The organism is Kitasatospora sp. NBC_00070, assembly GCF_045041205.1.
Taxonomy (GTDB): domain Bacteria; phylum Actinomycetota; class Actinomycetes; order Streptomycetales; family Streptomycetaceae; genus Kitasatospora.
Genome location: NZ_CP108247.1, coordinates 2610686 through 2626940, shown reverse-complemented (window position 1 = coordinate 2626940; position 16255 = coordinate 2610686). Strand labels below are relative to the sequence as shown.

The window sequence follows — 16255 nt, the reverse complement described above, 5'->3', positions numbered from 1 at the left end:
AGGCCAATGTTCCGTAATACCCGGACGGAGGTCGTGTCATGCGTGCCATGACCGATTTTCTTCCCGGGATGCGGAAGGATTGCGGGCAGACCCGGCGATGGACCCGAACCATCACCGAGTCACGCAACGGCGCGCGACAGGAGCCAAACAGCCATGCAGACCAAGCTGGACGCAGCCAAGGCCGAACTGCTCACCAAGGCAGCACACGCCGCTGAGAACAGCCAGGTGGGGGGAGCGGCGCCAGGGGAAGGTCTGAGCAACGGCGCTCTGGCCGCGTACCTGCACCACTACTACCTCCACACCGCCCCCGAGGACCTGGTGGACCGGGACCCGGTCGATGTCTACGGCGCCGCCGCCTCCCAGTACCGGCTGGGCCTCAAGCGCCCCCAGGGCACCGCCGAGGTCCGGGTCCACACCCCGACCGTCGAGGAGAACGGCTGGTCCTGCGGTCACACCGTGGTCGAGGTGGTCACCGACGACATGCCCTTCCTGGTCGACTCGGTCACCAACGAGCTGAGCCGCCAGGAGCGCGGCATCCACGTGGTGATCCACCCCCAGCTCGCCGTGCGCCGTGACATCACCGGCAAGCTGCTGGAGATCCTCGACCTGGACGCCTGCTCGCGCAGCCAGGCGGCCGGCGCCGAGTGGCCCGCCGACGCCACCGTCGAGTCCTGGATGCACATCGAGATCGACCGGGAGACCGACCGCGAGGACCTGCGCGCGATCGAGACCGGTCTGCGCCGGGTGCTGGGCGACGTCCGCGAGGTGGTCGAGGACTGGGGCAAGATGCGCGACTCCGCGCTGCGCCTGGCCGACGAGCTCGCCGAGGTGCCCCCGGCCCACCTGTCCGAGCAGGAGGTCGGCGAGGCCTGGGAGCTGATGCGCTGGCTGGCCGACGACAAGTTCACCTTCCTCGGGTACCGCGAGTACGACCTCGCCGAGCACCAGGGCGAGGAGGTGCTGCGGGCCGTCCCCGGCACCGGGCTCGGCATCCTGCGCTCCGACCCGCTCAGCCACGACACCGACCACCACCCGGTCTCCGAGGCGTTCGGTCGGCTGACCGCCCCGGTCCGGGCCAAGGCGCACGAGAAGAAGCTGCTGGTCCTCACCAAGGCCAACAGCAAGTCCACCGTGCACCGCCCCGCGTACCTGGACTACGTCGGCGTGAAGAAGTTCGACGCCCAGGGCAACGTGATCGGCGAGCGCCGCTTCCTCGGCCTGTTCTCCTCCGCCGCGTACACCGAGTCGGTCACCCGGATCCCGGTGGTCCGCCGCAAGGTGCAGGAGGTGCTGGCGGGTTCGGGCTTCTCCGGTGAGAGCCACGACGGCCGCGACCTGCTGCAGATCCTGGAGACCTTCCCCCGGGACGAGATCTTCCAGACCCCGGCCGAGCAGCTGCTCTCCATCGCCACCAGCGTGCTCTACCTGCAGGAGCGCCGCCGGCTGCGGCTGTTCCTCCGTCAGGACGAGTACGGGCGCTACTTCTCCGCGCTGATCTACCTGCCGCGCGACCGCTACACCACGCGCATCCGGCTCCGCCTGATGGAGCTGCTCAAGCAGGAGCTGAACGGCGACAACATCGAGTACTCGGTGTGGTCCACCGAGTCGGTGCTGACCCGACTGCACTTCGTGGTCCGGGTCGCCAAGGGCAGCGAGCTGCCCAGCCTGACCGACGCCGAGATCGAGCGGATCGAGGCCAAGCTGGCCGAGGCCGCCCGGTTCTGGATGGACGGCTTCAACGACCAGCTGCACGTCGAGCTGGGCGAGGAGCGCGCCGCCGAGCTCGGCCGCCGCTACGGCAACGCCTTCCCGGACGGCTACCGGGCCGACTTCCCGCCGCGCACCGCGGTCGCCGACCTCAAGCAGATCGAGTCGCTGAGCGGCGAGGGCGACTTCCGGCTGAACCTCTACCAGCCGGTCGGCGCGGGCGACGACGAGCGCCGCTTCAAGATCTACCGGGTCGGCGGCCCGATCTCGCTGACCGAGGTGCTCCCGGTGCTCCAGCGCCTGGGCGTCGAGGTGCTGGACGAGCGCCCGTACGCGCTCACCCGCGAGGACGGCACCAAGGCCTGGGTCTACGACTTCGGCCTGCGGCTGCGCGAGGCGACCACGCTGACCGAGGAGGCCCGCGAGCGCTTCCAGGAGACCTTCTCGGCCACCTGGACCGGCAAGGCGGAGAACGACGGCTTCAACGAGCTGATCCTCACCGCCGGGCTGACCTGGCGTCAGGCCGTGGTGCTGCGCGCCTACGCCAAGTACCTCCGGCAGGCCGGGAGCACCTTCTCCCAGGACTACATGGAGGACGCGCTCCGCAACAACATCCACTCCACCCGGCTGCTGGTCAACCTCTTCGAAGCCCGGCTCAGCCCGGCGCACCAGCTCGGCTCGGCCGAGCTGACCGAGGGCATCCTGGAGGAGCTGTCCGGCGCGCTGGACGAGGTCGTCTCGCTGGACGAGGACCGCATCCTGCGCTCCTTCCTGCACCTGATCAAGGCCACCCTGCGGACCAACTTCTTCCAGCGCGCCGCGGACGGCGACTGGCACTCCTACGTGTCGATGAAGTTCGACCCGAAGGCCATCCCGGACCTGCCGGCGCCCCGCCCGGCCTTCGAGATCTGGGTCTACTCGCCCCGGGTCGAGGGCGTGCACCTGCGCTTCGGCAAGGTCGCCCGCGGCGGTCTGCGCTGGTCCGACCGGCGCGAGGACTTCCGGACCGAGATCCTCGGCCTGGTCAAGGCCCAGATGGTCAAGAACACCGTGATCGTGCCGGTCGGCGCCAAGGGCGGCTTCGTCGCCAAGCAGCTGCCCGACCCGTCGGTGGACCGGGACGCCTGGTTCGCCGAGGGCATCGCCTCGTACAAGACCTTCATCTCGGCGCTGCTGGACATCACCGACAACCTGAAGGCCGGCGACGTCGTCCACCCGGTGGACGTGGTCCGGCACGACGAGGACGACACCTATCTGGTGGTGGCCGCCGACAAGGGCACCGCGACCTTCTCCGACATCGCCAACGGCGTGGCCGAGTCCTACGGCTTCTGGCTCGGCGACGCGTTCGCCTCCGGCGGCTCGGCCGGGTACGACCACAAGGGCATGGGCATCACGGCGCGCGGCGCCTGGGAGTCCGTCAAGCGGAACTTCCGCGAGCTGGGCGTCGACACCCAGACCGAGGACTTCACCGTGGTCGGCATCGGCGACATGTCCGGTGACGTGTTCGGCAACGGCATGCTGCTCAGCGAGCACATCCGGCTGGTGGCCGCCTTCGACCACCGGCACATCTTCCTCGACCCGAACCCGGACGCGGCGGTCTCCTACGCCGAGCGCCGTCGGCTGTTCGACGTCCCGCGCAGCTCCTGGGACGACTACGACAAGTCGCTGATCTCGGCCGGCGGCGGGATCTTCCCGCGGACCGCCAAGTCGATCCAGCTGACCGCCCAGGTCCGCGAGCGGCTCGGCATCACCGAGACCAAGCTCACCCCGGCCGAGCTGATGAAGGCGATCCTGCAGGCCCCGGTGGACCTGTTCTGGAACGGCGGCATCGGCACCTACATCAAGGCCACCGCCGAGACCAACGCCGAGGTCGGCGACAAGGCCAACGACGCGATCCGGGTGAACGGCGGTCAGGTCCGGGCCCGGGTGGTCGGCGAGGGCGGCAACCTCGGCTGCACCCAGCTCGGCCGGATCGAGTACGCGGCGACCGGCGGCCCGGAGGGCACCGGCGGCTGGATCAACACCGACGCGATCGACAACTCGGCCGGGGTGGACACCTCGGACCACGAGGTCAACATCAAGATCCTGCTCAACCAGGTGGTCGCCGACGGCGACATGACGGTCAAGCAGCGCAACAAGCTGCTCGCCGAGATGACCGACGAGGTCGGCCACCTGGTGCTGCGCAACAACTACGCGCAGAACGTGGTGCTGGCCAACGCCGTCGCCCAGGCCGTCTCGATGGTCGACGTGCACGCCCGGATGATCAACCGGCTGGAGGCCGGCGGGCAGCTCGACCGGGCGATCGAGTTCCTGCCGACGGACCGTCAGATCCGCGAGCGCCAGCAGGCCGGGCGCGGGCTCTCGCAGCCCGAGCTGTCGGTGCTGCTCGCCTACACCAAGATCACCCTGGCCGACGAGCTGCTCGCCACCGAGCTCCCGGACGACCCGTACTTCCGCAGCGCGCTGCACGAGTACTTCCCGTCCGCGCTCCGCGCGAAGTTCGCCGAGGCGATCGACAACCACCCGCTGCGCCGCGAGATCATCACCACCCTGATCGTCAACGACACGATCAACCGCGGCGGTTGCACCTTCGCGTTCCGGCTCCGCGAGGAGACCGGGGCCACCATGGAGGAGATCGCCCGGACCCACGCGGCGGCCCGCGCGGTCTTCGGCCTGGAGCGGATCTGGGGCGAGATCGAGGGCCTGGACAACGCGGTGCCGGCCCGGGTGCAGACCAAGATGCGGCTGCACAGCCGACGCCTGGTCGAGCGGGCCACCCGGTGGATGCTCAACAACCGCCGCCAGCCGCTCGACATCGCGGAGAACATCGCGTTCTTCCAGGGCCGGGTCGACCAGGTCTGGGACAGCCTGCCCAAGCCGCTCCGCGGCGAGGACCTGGCCTGGTACGAGTCGATCCAGCAGGAGCTGGCCGCGGCCGGTGTGCCGGACGAGCTGGCCGGCCGGATCGCCGGGCTCTCCTCGGCGTTCCCGACCCTGGACATCGTCGGGGTCGCCGACCGCAACACGGCCGAGGTCACCGAGGTCGCCGAGCTCTACTACGACCTCGCCGACCGGCTCCAGATCACCCACCTGCTGGACCGGATCATCGAACTGCCGCGCACCGACCGGTGGTCCTCGATGGCCCGGGCGGCGATCCGCGAGGACCTGTTCGCGGCCCACGCGGCGCTCACCGCCGACATCCTCTCCTGCGGCCCCGAGGGCGCCTCGCCGGAGGAGCGGTACGCGGCCTGGGCGGAGCTCAACTCCACCCTGCTGAGCCGGGCCAAGACCACGCTCGACGACATAAGGGGTTCGGACAAGTACGAGCTGTCCAGCCTGTCGGTCGCGATGCGGGTGATCCGGACGCTGCTGCGCGCCACGCGCTGACCGCAACGCCGCAGGGGCGGTACCCGGGTCGGGTACCGCCCCTGCGGCGTTCCCCTTTGCAAGGCGGCCACTTGCACTACCCAGGGGCTCGGGGCTCTGCTGACTTGCAGCTCCGCCGCGTGGGCGAGGAGGTCTGGCGTGCGGGTATCACCGCAAAGTGCCTGACCACCTACGCGACGATCACCTTGTACGAGGTCGGCGTCGCAGTTCCCCGAGCCCCTGACTCCGTAGCGGGCTGACGCAGTCCCCGAAACCCCTCAGGGCTGGGCCGCTGCCCGCTGGAGGGCGCTGGCCAGGAGGGCGAGGTCGGTGGGGCCGTTGCCCAGCTCGCGGACGGGGCGGCGGGTCGGCGGTGCGCCGAGCTGGGTGGGGTCGACGGCGACCACGGTGGGGCGGAGGGTGGCGGTGCGGGGGATCCGGCCGCTGACCCGGGCGGACTGAAAGGCCGTCACCCCGCCGTCGGGGCGGCGGAGGTAGGCCCGGCCGGGGGTGTCCTCGGGGAGGGCCGCCGCGTCGGCGAGGTGGATCAGCTGGTCGGAGTCGGCCGGGTCGGCCGTCCGCAGGGCGATCCGGAGCTGGGCGACCTCGTCCAGCTCGGTGCCGGCGGTCTGTTCGGGCGAGCCGGTGGCGGCCACCAGGTGGATGCCGAGCCGGCCGCCGCGCTCGGCGACGGCGGCCAGGGCGCGGCCGAGCGGCCGGCCGGCCGGGGAGGTGGGGGCGAGCAGGGCGTCGAAGTCGTCGACCACCACGACCAACCGGGCCGGGGCGGCGGTGAGGACGTCCGGTGCCTTGCGGGGTGCGGTGACCCGGGCGGTGGTGCCGGGCGGGGCGCCGCCGCCGGCCGCCACCAGGGCGGGGACGGGGGAGCCGAGGGCCCGGGCGGTGTGCCAGTCGGTGAAGTCCTGGTCGCCGAAGAGCGCTTCGCGGTGCGCCAGTTCGTCCAGCAGGGTCTCGGCGGCGAGCATCGCCCGGCGGGGCTCGGCCCCGGCGTCGATGTGCTCGGTGACCTGGGGGAGGTCGGTGCAGCCGCGCAGGCTGGACGGGGCGTCGGGTGCGGCGCCGCGGCCTTCGACGATGGTGATCCGGAGCCGGTCGGGCTGTTCGGAGACGGCGAGCGAGGCGACCAGGGTACGGAGCAGCTCGGTCTTGCCGGTGCCCCGGGCGCCGCCGACCAGGACGTGCGGGCCGTTCGGTTCGTCCGGGTCGGCGAGGTCGATCAGGCAGGGCTCGTCCCGGGTGGTGCCGAGCAGGGCGGTGGCGGTGCCCGGGCCGGAGGGCAGGGCGGCCCAGCGGGCCGAGAGCTTGGCGGGGGTGACGGTGTCGAGCCGGAGCAGGTCGAGCAGCCGGAGCTGGTCGGGCAGCGGGCCGCGGGCCACCGGGGTGGCCTCGGTGAGCGGGGCGAGGGCCCGGGCGAGGCGTTCGGCCCAGGCGGGGGAGACCGCGTCCAGGGCGATCTCCTCGACCCGCTCGCGGCCACCGCCGCCGAGCGGGCGGTCCAGGGTGAGCTGGGTGGCGACCTCGCCGGTGAGCACGGCGGTGGCGCCGAGCCCGGTGGGCAGGTCGGCGGCCTGCTCGGCCAGGCAGATCGGGAAGACGCCGAGCGCGGGGCCCTGCTCCAGCAGGACGGCCAGCGCGGCGCGGCCCTCGGGGGTGCCGGGCGTGCCGTCCAGCAGCAGCACGGTGGCGGGCGGGCCCGCCAGGCCGTCGACGGGCCCGTGGGTCAGCTCGGTGAGCCTGGCCTCGGTCTGCTCGGGCCCGAACCCGACCAGCAGGCGGCAGGCCTGACCGTGCGTCGGCTGGAGCTGGGGCAGCCAGAACGACCAGGACCAGTCGACGGTCCGCTCCTCGGTGGCGCCGACCACCACCAGGCTGAGCGCGCTCGGCGGGTGCAGTACGGCGAGCTGGGCCAGCACGGCGCGGGCCAGCGAGGTCAGCCGGGCCCGGGGGCCGGCCAGGCCGAGGCTGCCGGCGGTCTGCAGGTCGACGGTGACCGGGACGGCGGGCAGCACGGTGCCCGGGGTGGTGCCGGGGCCGCCGGGCCGGTCGGCGGTGCCGAGCCGGAGGGTGAGCGAGTCGGGGTGGGCCGGGCCGCGCTCCCAGAGCCGGGGGCCGGGGCCGAGCGCGGTGAGCAGCAGGGCGGCCAGGTCGGGCCAGCGCTCGCGCTGGGCGGCGGCCTGCCGCAGCCGGACGGCGGCGTGCTGCTGGGCGGGGCTCGGCGCGGCCGGCTCGGGGCGGGCCCGGCGGCGGGACAGCAGCGCCCGGGCCAGACCGCCGGGGGCCGGTGCTTCGGGGGCGGCCGGTTCGGGCTCGGGAGCGGGGGCCTGCCGGAGCGAGGGGGTGACGGTGAGCTGGAGCCGGCCCTGGCCGTCCGGGGTGGTCCGGGTGGGCGAGCCGGTGGTGTCCCGGGGATCGGTGCGGACCACCTGGAGGGTGGACTCACCGATCCGGACCAGCCCGCCGTCGGCCAGCTCGACCGCCTCGTCCTGGAGGAACCGGCCGTCCAGCCCGGTGCCGTTGGTCGAGTTGAGGTCGCGGACCGTCACCCGGCCGTCCGTGCCCAGGTTGAGCGAGAGGTGCAGCCGGGAGACGTCGGGGTCGTCGAGCGGGACGTCCGCGGCGCTGGAGCGGCCGACGTGGATCCGGTCGCCGAGCAGGCGGTGCACGCCGCCCGCGTCGGGGCCGCCGGTGATCCGGAGCTCGGCGGGGGCGGGCGGGCCGTCCTCGTCCGCGTCCGGGTCGGGCTCGTTGAGCGAGAGCACGGCGCCGTCCAGCAGTGGCGGGTGGCCGAGCAGGGTCTGCTCGTCGATCCGCTCGGCACCGGCGTACAGGTGCACATGGGTGGCGGACCGCGGGCCGCGCACGCCCACGGCGCCTGCGAGCGCCCCCGCGACTGCGCCGAGCGCCGTGCCGACCGGGGCGGTGACCAGGACGTCGGTGGCCGTTCCGACGGCTGCCGGGCCGCTGCGCGGTCGGAGGACAGTGAGCCGGATCTGCATCGCCCCCGCACTCCCCTTCAGTGATGCCGTTGGGCCACAAGAGTGGTGCCTGTCATCCTGCCACCCCGGACCGACACCGCGCGCCCGGCACCGGATTTGACGATCTTGCGATGATCGCCATGGTGGAGCCGACGAACCGTCAGGTCAACCTCGGCTCCGCCGCTGGTGGGACCGACCCTCGCGGGACGCGGTCCGGGCGCCTCGGAAACCTGAGCGGGCACCGTTAGAGTTGCCGAAAACACGGCGGCGCGAGGAGTCGTAGGTGCGGCCAGTCGGCAGCAAGTATCTGCTTGAGGAAGCCCTCGGGCGCGGGGCCACCGGCACCGTCTGGCGGGCCCGGGTGCGCGAGGACGTCGTGGTGCCCGGGATCGAGCCCGGGCGGCCGGTGGCGATCAAGATACTGCGCGAGGAACTGGCCGCCGACCCGGACGTGGTGATGCGCTTCCTGCGCGAGCGCTCGGTGCTGCTCCGGCTGTCCCACCCGAACATCGTCCGGGTTCGCGACCTGGTGGTCGAGGGCGAGCTGCTGGCCCTGGTGATGGACCTGGTGGACGGCCCCGACCTGTTCCACTACCTGCGCGGCAACGGCCCGTTCAGTCCGATCGCCGGGTCCCTGCTGATGGCCCAGATCGCCGACGCGCTGGCGGTCAGCCACGCCGACGGCATCGTGCACCGCGACCTCAAGCCGGCCAACGTGCTGCTCGCCAGCAGCACCGTGGACGGGGCCGAGCAGATGCACCCGATGCTCACCGACTTCGGCATCGCCCGGCTGGCCGACTCCCCGGGCATCACCCGGACCCACGAGTTCGTCGGCACCCCCGCGTACGTCGCCCCCGAGTCCGCCGACGGCCGCCCGCAGACCTCCGCGGTGGACGTCTACGGCGCCGGAATCATGCTGTACGAGCTGGTCACCGGCCGGGCGCCGTTCCAGGGCGACAGCCCGATCGCGATCCTCCAAGCGCACCTCCAGCAGGACCCGGAGCGCCCGCGCACCATGCCCGAGCCGCTCTGGACGGTGGTCGAGCGCTGCCTGCGCAAGGACCCGGCCGAGCGGCCCGGCGCGGTGGCGCTGGCCCGCGCGCTGCGGGTGGTCGCGGCCGGGGTCGGGGTGCACGCCTCGCCGGACCAGGCCGAGGCGGCCTTCGAGGTGGCCGCCCTGCTGGTGCCCGACGCGCGGCCGACGCCCGCGTACGTCGCGCCGACCGAGCCCGGGGTGCCGGTCTCCGCGCAGTTCGCCGACTCCGCCTTCGGTGGCGCCGACCCGACCCAGGTGCTGCCCTCGGGGCAGTACGACGCGGCCGCCGCCACCCAGTTGATGACCCCTCAGGGCGCCGCCGACCGGACGTCGGTGCTGCCGCCGGTGCCGCCGGCCGCCCCGCCCGGCGGCCCCGCCGCACCGGAGCAGCCGCACCCCTGGCAGACCCAGCTCCGGGCCGCCCGGGACCGCAACCAGCAGACCGAGGTCAGCTACTTCGACCCGGCCGACTTCGGCGACCCGCAGGTCGCGCCGCAGCCGTACCAGGCCAGGCCGCAGCAGCAGCGTCCGCCGCAGGGGTACCAGCAGGCGCCCCCGCCGCAGCCGTACCAGCCCTACCGCCCGCAGCAGGGGCAGCAGCAGCCGCCACGCCCCCAGCAGCAGCGCCCGCAGCCGCCCGGCGGCTACGCCGCGCGCCCGCCGGTGGCCCCGCCGCCGTACCAGGCGCAGCAGCCGCCGCAGGGGTACCAGCAGCAGGGCTACCCCCAGCAGGCCCCGCCGCCGCAGCCGTACCAGCAGGCCCCCGCGCCGGCCCCGACCCCTGCCCGCCGCCCCGAGCCCGCCCCGCCCCGCCGCCAGGAGCCGCCGACCCCGCAGCAGCGAGAGCCGGAGCCCGGCCGGGAGCCGCGCCGACGTAGCCGGAACCGGATGTACATCCCCGGCCTGGGCTGCCTCAAGGGCTGCCTGATGGTCCTGGTGGTGCTGGCGGTGGCCGCCGTGGCGCTGTGGAACTTCACCGACCTGCCGGTCTGGTGGCAGAACACGCAGGACTGGTTCGGCGGAGTCCGGGACTGGTTCAACGATCTGACCGGCAGTCAGCAATAGGCATTTGTCGACACTTCAGAATTTTTCCTGTCCCCGGAGGGCTCACAGGGCCGTTCGGCGTCCCCCGAACGGCCGTCGGGCGCGTAGGTTGGTGGGCTGAAGCACGGACCTACCGAGTGCGCAGCACCACCGCGCGCTCCCGCCGCCTACGGAGCAGCAGCATTGGCACGCAAGATCGGCAGCCGGTACACCGTCCACCAGGTGATCGGGCGGGGGTCCGCCGGGACCGTCTGGCTCGGCGAGGGCCCGGACGGACCGGTGGCAGTCAAGCTGCTGCGTGAGGACCTGGCGTCCGATCAGGTGCTCGTGGGGCGGTTCATCCAGGAGCGCACCGCACTGATGAGCCTGGACCACCCCCGGGTGGTCGGGGTCCGCGACATGGTGGTGGACGGCGACGACCTGGCCCTGGTGATGGAGCTGGTGCAGGGCGCCGACCTGCGCTCCCGGCTGGACCGGGACGGCCCGCTGACCCCGCTGGCCGCCGTCTCGGTGATCGCCGACGTGGCCGACGGCCTGGCCGCCGCGCACGCCGCCGGGATCGTCCACCGGGACGTGAAGCCGGAGAACGTGATGCTCGACCTGGCCGCCCCGGCCGGGCCCGGCGGCGCCCCGCGCGCCAAGCTCGCCGACTTCGGCATCGCCCGCCTGGTGGACGCCCCGCGCCGGACCAGGGCGACCAGGATCATCGGCACCCCCGACTACCTGGCCCCCGAGATCATCGAGGGGCTGGAGCCGCGCGCCGCCGTCGACATCTACGCGCTGGCCACCGTGCTGTACGAGCTGCTGACCGGCTTCACCCCGTTCGGCGGCGGCCACACCGGCGCGGTGCTGCGGCGGCACGTCACCGAGACCGTCCCGCCGATCGCCGGGCTCCCCGAGGGGCTGTCCCGGATCATCGGCGAGTGCCTGGCCAAGGCCCCGGCCTCCCGGCTGCGCGCCGCCGAGCTGGCCGAGCGGCTGCGCGGGCAGCTGCCGTACCTGACCGGGCTGCCCGCGCACGTCCCGCCGCAGGGCAAGGCCCCGGCCGAGGAGCTGCTCACCCCGGGCGAGGCGGTCTACGCCGAGGTGGACGCCGGCCCCGGCACCCACCGCCGCCGCCGGGGCCCGGCCGTCCCGCTGGTGCCGACCCCCTCGCCCGACTCCACCCGGGACACCCACACCAGCCTGCGCCGCCCGTCCGCCCAGGAGCTGGCCTCGTACGCGGCCGAGTCGCAGGCCCAGCGCCGCGAGGCGGCCCCGGCGAGCGGCCACCGGAAGGGGCGGCGGGCGCTGGTCCGGCGCCGCCGGCTGTACGCGGTGCTGCTCGCGGTGGTGCTGCTGCTGGCCGGGGCGGCGGCCGCCTACTCGGCCTTCGCCGCGACCTCCCCCGGCACCCGGTCCGGCGCCGCCGCTCCGTGGTCGACCGACCCGGCTGCGGATACCCATGCACGGTCGGTGGCCCGGAGCCATTAGGCTGGTGGCGTGGCAGCCGTCGATCCTTCCGAAGAGCTCAAGTCCCTCGAAACGACCATGGGGTCCATCGAGGCCGTCCTCGACCTGGACAAGATCCGGGCCGACATCGCCGCCCTCGAGGAGGAGGCAGCCGCCCCCAACCTGTGGGACGACCTGGCCAACGCGCAGCTGGTCACCAGCCGGCTGTCCTTCCTCCAGGGCGAGCTGCGCAAGGTGCGGACCCTGCGCGGCCGGGTGGACGACCTCTCCATCCTGTTCGAGCTGGCGGCGGACGAGGACGACGCGGACGCCCTCACCGAGGCACTGGCCGAGCTCACCTCGGTGCAGAAGGCGGTCGAGGAGCTCGAGGTCCGCACCCTGCTCTCCGGCGAGTACGACTCCCGCGAGGCCCTGGTCAACATCCGGGCCGAGGCCGGTGGCGTGGACGCCGCCGACTTCGCCGAGCAGCTGATGCGGATGTACCTCCGCTGGGCCGAGCGGCACGGGTACCCGACCGAGGTCTACGACACCTCGTACGCCGAAGAGGCCGGCATCAAGTCCGCGACCTTCACCGTGAAGGTGCCGTACGCGTACGGCACGCTCTCGGTCGAGCAGGGCACCCACCGCCTGGTCCGGATCTCGCCGTTCGACAACCAGGGCCGCCGGCAGACCTCGTTCGCGGGCGTCGAGGTGCTCCCCGTGGTCGAGCAGTCCGACCACGTCGACATCGACGAGGGCGAGCTGCGGATCGACGTGTACCGTGCCTCCGGCCCCGGCGGCCAGGGCGTCAACACCACCGACTCGGCGGTCCGGATCACCCACCTGCCGACCGGCACGGTGGTGTCCTGCCAGAACGAGCGCTCGCAGATCCAGAACAAGGCCTCGGCGATGAACGTCCTCCAGGCCAAGCTGCTCGAGCTGCGCCGGCAGGAGGAGAAGGCCGCGATGAACGCGCTCAAGGACAGCGGCAGCTCCTGGGGCAACCAGATGCGCTCCTACGTCCTGCACCCGTACCAGATGGTCAAGGACCTCCGGACGGAGTTCGAGGTCGGCAACCCGCAGTCCGTGCTGGACGGGGACATCGACGGCTTCATCGAGGCGGGTATCCGCTGGCGCAAGCAGCGCGAGGCCGCCGCGTAAGGCGGTTCGGCACGATCGACAGGAGAGAGGGCCCCGGGACGACGTCCCGGGGCCCTCTCGTCGTTCTTCGGTCCGGTCAGGCCAGGGCCTGTCGGGCGATCAGTGCCACGGCCAGCAGGCCGACCAGCAACGCCAGCAGCGTGGCGGGCGTCAGTGCGGCGAACGGACCCTGCTCACCCTCGAGCCGGGCCCGGTTGGCGCGGCAGACGGGGCAGCGGCCGTCACTCACGCGGCCGTTGCAGTTGGCGCACACCAGATGGTCGCACGTCATGCGATCTCCTCCTTGCTGCTTACAGCAACGCGCCGGGAGGGCTTCCGGTTCCTTCGGCTGCCCCATACGGCCGCTCTCTGGCTACCACTGTGCCAGGTTCCGGTCGATCCGGCCCGTGCGTGGCGGGGGCCGGCCGCTCAACCGTGGGCCGGGCTGTGACATGGCTCGCATTTATCCGGGCAAAACAGAACATTCGCCACCAATTCTCAGGCCGCCGGGCCGGTCGGGCCTGCGAGCCCTGATGCCCTTCGCGTATGGTCCGAAACCGGAGAAGCGGCAGTCGGCCTCTTCTGCCGCCGCTCCCGGACTGCCACGGGAGCGGAACCGACCGAGGAACGGTGCCGTCCGGCCAGCCCTCCGGGGCCCGAAGTAACGATCGGGTCACGGAAGTTCGGCCGAAGCGGTCGCCATTCCACCTAGGATGGCCCCCGTGATGCAGCCGTGATCAGATTCGACAACGTCTCCAAGACCTATCCCAAGCAGAACCGTCCGGCCCTGGACAACGTCTCGCTGGAGATCGAGAAGGGTGAGTTCGTCTTCCTGGTCGGGTCCTCCGGCTCGGGCAAGTCGACCTTCCTCCGGCTCTGCCTGCGCGAGGAGCGGCCGAGCGTCGGCGAGGTGCACGTGCTGGGCAAGGACCTCGGCAAGCTGTCCAACTGGAAGGTGCCGCACATGCGGCGTCAGCTGGGCACCGTCTTCCAGGACTTCCGGTTGCTGCCGAACAAGACCGTGGCGCAGAACGTCGCGTTCGCCCTCGAGGTGATCGGCAAGCCGAAGAGCGCCATCAACAAGGTCGTCCCCGAGGTGCTCGACCTGGTCGGCCTCGGTGGCAAGGAGGACCGGATGCCCGGCGAGCTCTCCGGTGGTGAGCAGCAGCGCGTGGCGATCGCCCGCGCCTTCGTGAACCGTCCGATGCTGCTGATCGCCGACGAGCCGACCGGAAACCTCGACCCGCAGAACTCCGTCGGCATCATGAAGCTGCTCGACCGGATCAACCGCACCGGCACCACCGTCCTGATGGCCACTCACGACCAGGCCATCGTCGACCAGATGCGCAAGCGGGTGATCGAGCTCGACAAGGGGCTGCTGGTCCGCGACCAGGCCCGTGGCGTCTACGGCTACCAGCACTGAGCCCGACGCCCCGTCCGCCTGCCCGCCCCACCCGCAATGACCCTGGAGTGAGACAAAGCCATGCGCGCCCAGTTCGTTCTGTCGGAGATCGGCGTCGGTCTCCGTCGCAACCTGACCATGACCATCGCGGTCGTGGTCAGCGTTGCGCTGTCGCTCGCCCTGGCCGGAGCCAGCCTGCTGGTGCGTGACCAGGTCAACTCGATGAAGGACTTCTGGTACGACAAGGTCGAGGTGAGCATCTACTTCTGCACCAAGGCCGACTCCAAGTCGGCCCAGTGTGCGGCGGGTGCCGCCACCGACCAGCAGATCGCCGACGTGAAGTCGAAGCTGGAGAAGATGCCGCTGGTGCAGAACTTCACCTTCGAGAGCTCGCAGGAGGCGTTCAAGCACTGGAAGGACCTCAACCCGGACAACCCGCTGATCGTCGCGGTGGGCGCGGAGGCGATGCCGCAGTCCTGGCGGGTGAAGCTGGTCGACCCGACCAAGTACGACGTGATGCAGAGCGCCTTCGCGGGTCTGCCGGGCGTCAAGTCGGTGCAGGACCAGAAGAAGATCCTGGAGAACCTGTTCGGACTGTTGAACGGTCTACAGACGGCCGCGTTCGTGATCATGGTGTTGATGCTGTTCGTTGCGCTGCTGCTGATCGTGAACACCGTCCGGGTGTCCGCGTTCAGCCGACGGCGTGAGACCGGCATCATGCGCCTGGTCGGTGCCTCGAACTTCTACGTCCAGATGCCGTTCATCGCCGAGGCCGCGTTCGCCGCGCTGCTCGGGGCCGCGCTGGCCTCCGGGCTGCTGGTCGGCGGGCACTTCTTCGTGCAGGGCTTCCTGGCCAAGAAGGTGGAGTTCATCCACTTCATCGGGCTCTCCTCGGTGCTGTCGGTGATCCCGCTGCTGGTCGTGGTCGGCATGGGGATGGCGGCGATCGCGGCGTTCTTCACCCTTCGGAAGTACCTGAAGGTCTGACGTCGGGTCGAGGACGGCGCCTAGACTCCGGTGCCATGCCGGTGACACTGCGCAGTGGGGTACGCCAGGGGGCCATGCTCTCGCTGGTGTTCGGCGCCGTGCTGCTCGGTGGTGCGATGACCGGTGCGTGGAGCGAGCCCCCGGCGTCGGCCCTCCCGACCTCCTCGGACGTGCTGGACGGTCAGACGCTGACCGGGGCCGCCCTCTCCCGGCAGCAGGCCGAGCAACTGCTGGCCGGGGGCGGCGACCGGTGGGCCGCGTACTACAGCCCCGAGGCGTACACCGACCTCACCCAGGGCCGGTACGACGGCGTCGGCCTGTCGGTCCGCCGGGCGTCGGACGGGGTCACCACGGTGGCCCAGGTGACCCCGGCCGGGCCGGCCGAGCAGGCCGGGATCGTGGTCGGGGAGCGGCTGTTGCGGATCGACGGCGCCCCGGCCGACCGGCTGCCGGTCACCGAGGTGGTGGCCGGGCTGCGCGGTGCGGCCGGTTCGACCGTCGCACTGGCGCTGCGCGGCACCGGTGGCGAGGAGCGCGAACTCACCCTGAGGCGGGCCGAACTGGTGGCCCGTGACGTGACGGTGGACCACCCGGCACCCGGGGTGGTCCGGATCGCGGTGCACGGCTTCACCGCCGGGGTGGCCGGGCAGGTCAAGGCGGCCGCCCGGGGCGCGAGCGGGGTGCTGCTCGACCTGCGCGGCAACTCCGGCGGTCTCGTCGACGAGGCCGCCGCCACCGCGGCGCTCTTCCTGGACGGCGGCCCGGTCGGCTCCTACCTCGAGCACGGCGAGCGGCGCGAGCTCACCGCCGGGCCCGGCGGTGACACCGCCACCCCGCTGGTGGTGCTGGTCGACGGCGGCACCATGAGCGCCGCCGAGCTGCTGGCCGGAGCGCTCCAGGACCGCAGCCGCGCCGTCCTGGTCGGCTCCCGCACCTTCGGCAAGGGCACCGTCCAGCAGCCCAGCCGACTGGCCGACGGCGCCGTCCTCGAACTGACGGTGGGTCGCTACTTCACCCCGGCCGGCCGCTCCCCGGACGGCACCGGCCTGACCCCGGACGTCCCGCGCCCGCCCGGCGCCACCCCCGCCGACACCGTCCGGCTGGCCGGCACCGTGCTCTCCGGCCTCGGCCGCCGGTAGTACCGGC

At 72.6% G+C, this 16255-nt stretch carries 9 protein-coding genes; 7 read left to right on the top strand and 2 right to left on the bottom strand.

Features of this window, described 5'->3' with window-relative positions; genetic code table 11:
* Nucleotides 1–153 precede the first annotated feature (153 nt).
* Nucleotides 154–5094: an NAD-glutamate dehydrogenase gene (locus OHV05_RS12055; RefSeq protein WP_405017668.1), complete on the top strand. Its 4941-nt coding sequence runs from the start codon at nt 154–156 to the stop codon at nt 5092–5094.
* A 257-nt stretch (nt 5095–5351) separates the two neighbouring features.
* On the opposite strand, the gene OHV05_RS12050 is transcribed toward OHV05_RS12055, so the two are convergent.
* Nucleotides 5352–8090: an FHA domain-containing protein gene (locus OHV05_RS12050; RefSeq protein ID WP_405017667.1), complete on the bottom strand. Its 2739-nt coding sequence runs from the start codon at nt 8088–8090 to the stop codon at nt 5352–5354.
* A 262-nt stretch (nt 8091–8352) separates the two neighbouring features.
* Here OHV05_RS12050 and OHV05_RS12045 point away from each other — a divergent pair, with 262 nt between their 5' ends.
* The 3 genes from OHV05_RS12045 (at nt 8353) to prfB (ending at nt 12741) form a co-directional block, all read left to right on the top strand.
* Entirely contained in the window at nt 8353–10170 is a 1818-nt protein-coding gene (locus OHV05_RS12045) for a serine/threonine-protein kinase (RefSeq protein WP_405017666.1), read from the top strand.
* A gap of 162 nt (nt 10171–10332) precedes the next feature.
* Entirely contained in the window at nt 10333–11622 is a 1290-nt protein-coding gene (locus tag OHV05_RS12040; RefSeq protein WP_405017665.1) for a serine/threonine-protein kinase, read from the top strand.
* A 9-nt stretch (nt 11623–11631) separates the two neighbouring features.
* A complete protein-coding gene (gene prfB / locus OHV05_RS12035) occupies nt 11632–12741 on the top strand; it encodes a peptide chain release factor 2 (RefSeq protein ID WP_405017664.1) in 1110 nt (369 codons plus the stop codon).
* 76 nt (nt 12742–12817) lie between these two features.
* Here the strand turns inward: prfB and OHV05_RS12030 are convergent, their stop codons facing one another.
* Entirely contained in the window at nt 12818–13012 is a 195-nt protein-coding gene (locus OHV05_RS12030) for a hypothetical protein (protein ID WP_057237482.1), read from the bottom strand.
* 441 nt (nt 13013–13453) lie between these two features.
* Between OHV05_RS12030 and ftsE the strand changes: the two genes are divergently transcribed.
* The 3 genes from ftsE to OHV05_RS12015 are packed head-to-tail and all read left to right on the top strand — an operon-like array spanning nt 13454 to nt 16248.
* Nucleotides 13454–14143: a cell division ATP-binding protein FtsE gene (gene ftsE, locus OHV05_RS12025; protein WP_184919059.1), complete on the top strand. Its 690-nt coding sequence runs from the start codon at nt 13454–13456 to the stop codon at nt 14141–14143.
* A gap of 60 nt (nt 14144–14203) precedes the next feature.
* A complete protein-coding gene (gene ftsX, locus OHV05_RS12020) occupies nt 14204–15109 on the top strand; it encodes a permease-like cell division protein FtsX (protein ID WP_405017663.1) in 906 nt (301 codons plus the stop codon).
* A gap of 35 nt (nt 15110–15144) precedes the next feature.
* Nucleotides 15145–16248, top strand: a complete 1104-nt coding sequence (locus OHV05_RS12015; protein ID WP_405017662.1) for a S41 family peptidase — start codon at nt 15145–15147, stop codon at nt 16246–16248.
* Nucleotides 16249–16255 lie beyond the last annotated feature (7 nt).

What these genes read in the sequence shown, in the direction of transcription:
- ftsX (WP_405017663.1), top strand. Translation starts at nt 14,204, where the DNA reads ATGCGCGCCCAGTTCGTTCTGTCGGAGATCGGCGTCGGTCTCCGTCGC.
- OHV05_RS12055 (WP_405017668.1), top strand. Translation starts at nt 154, where the DNA reads ATGCAGACCAAGCTGGACGCAGCCAAGGCCGAACTGCTCACCAAGGCA.
- OHV05_RS12015 (WP_405017662.1), top strand. Translation starts at nt 15,145, where the DNA reads ATGCCGGTGACACTGCGCAGTGGGGTACGCCAGGGGGCCATGCTCTCG.
- OHV05_RS12050 (WP_405017667.1), bottom strand. Translation starts at nt 8,090, where the DNA reads ATGCAGATCCGGCTCACTGTCCTCCGACCGCGCAGCGGCCCGGCAGCC.
- OHV05_RS12030 (WP_057237482.1), bottom strand. Translation starts at nt 13,012, where the DNA reads ATGACGTGCGACCATCTGGTGTGCGCCAACTGCAACGGCCGCGTGAGT.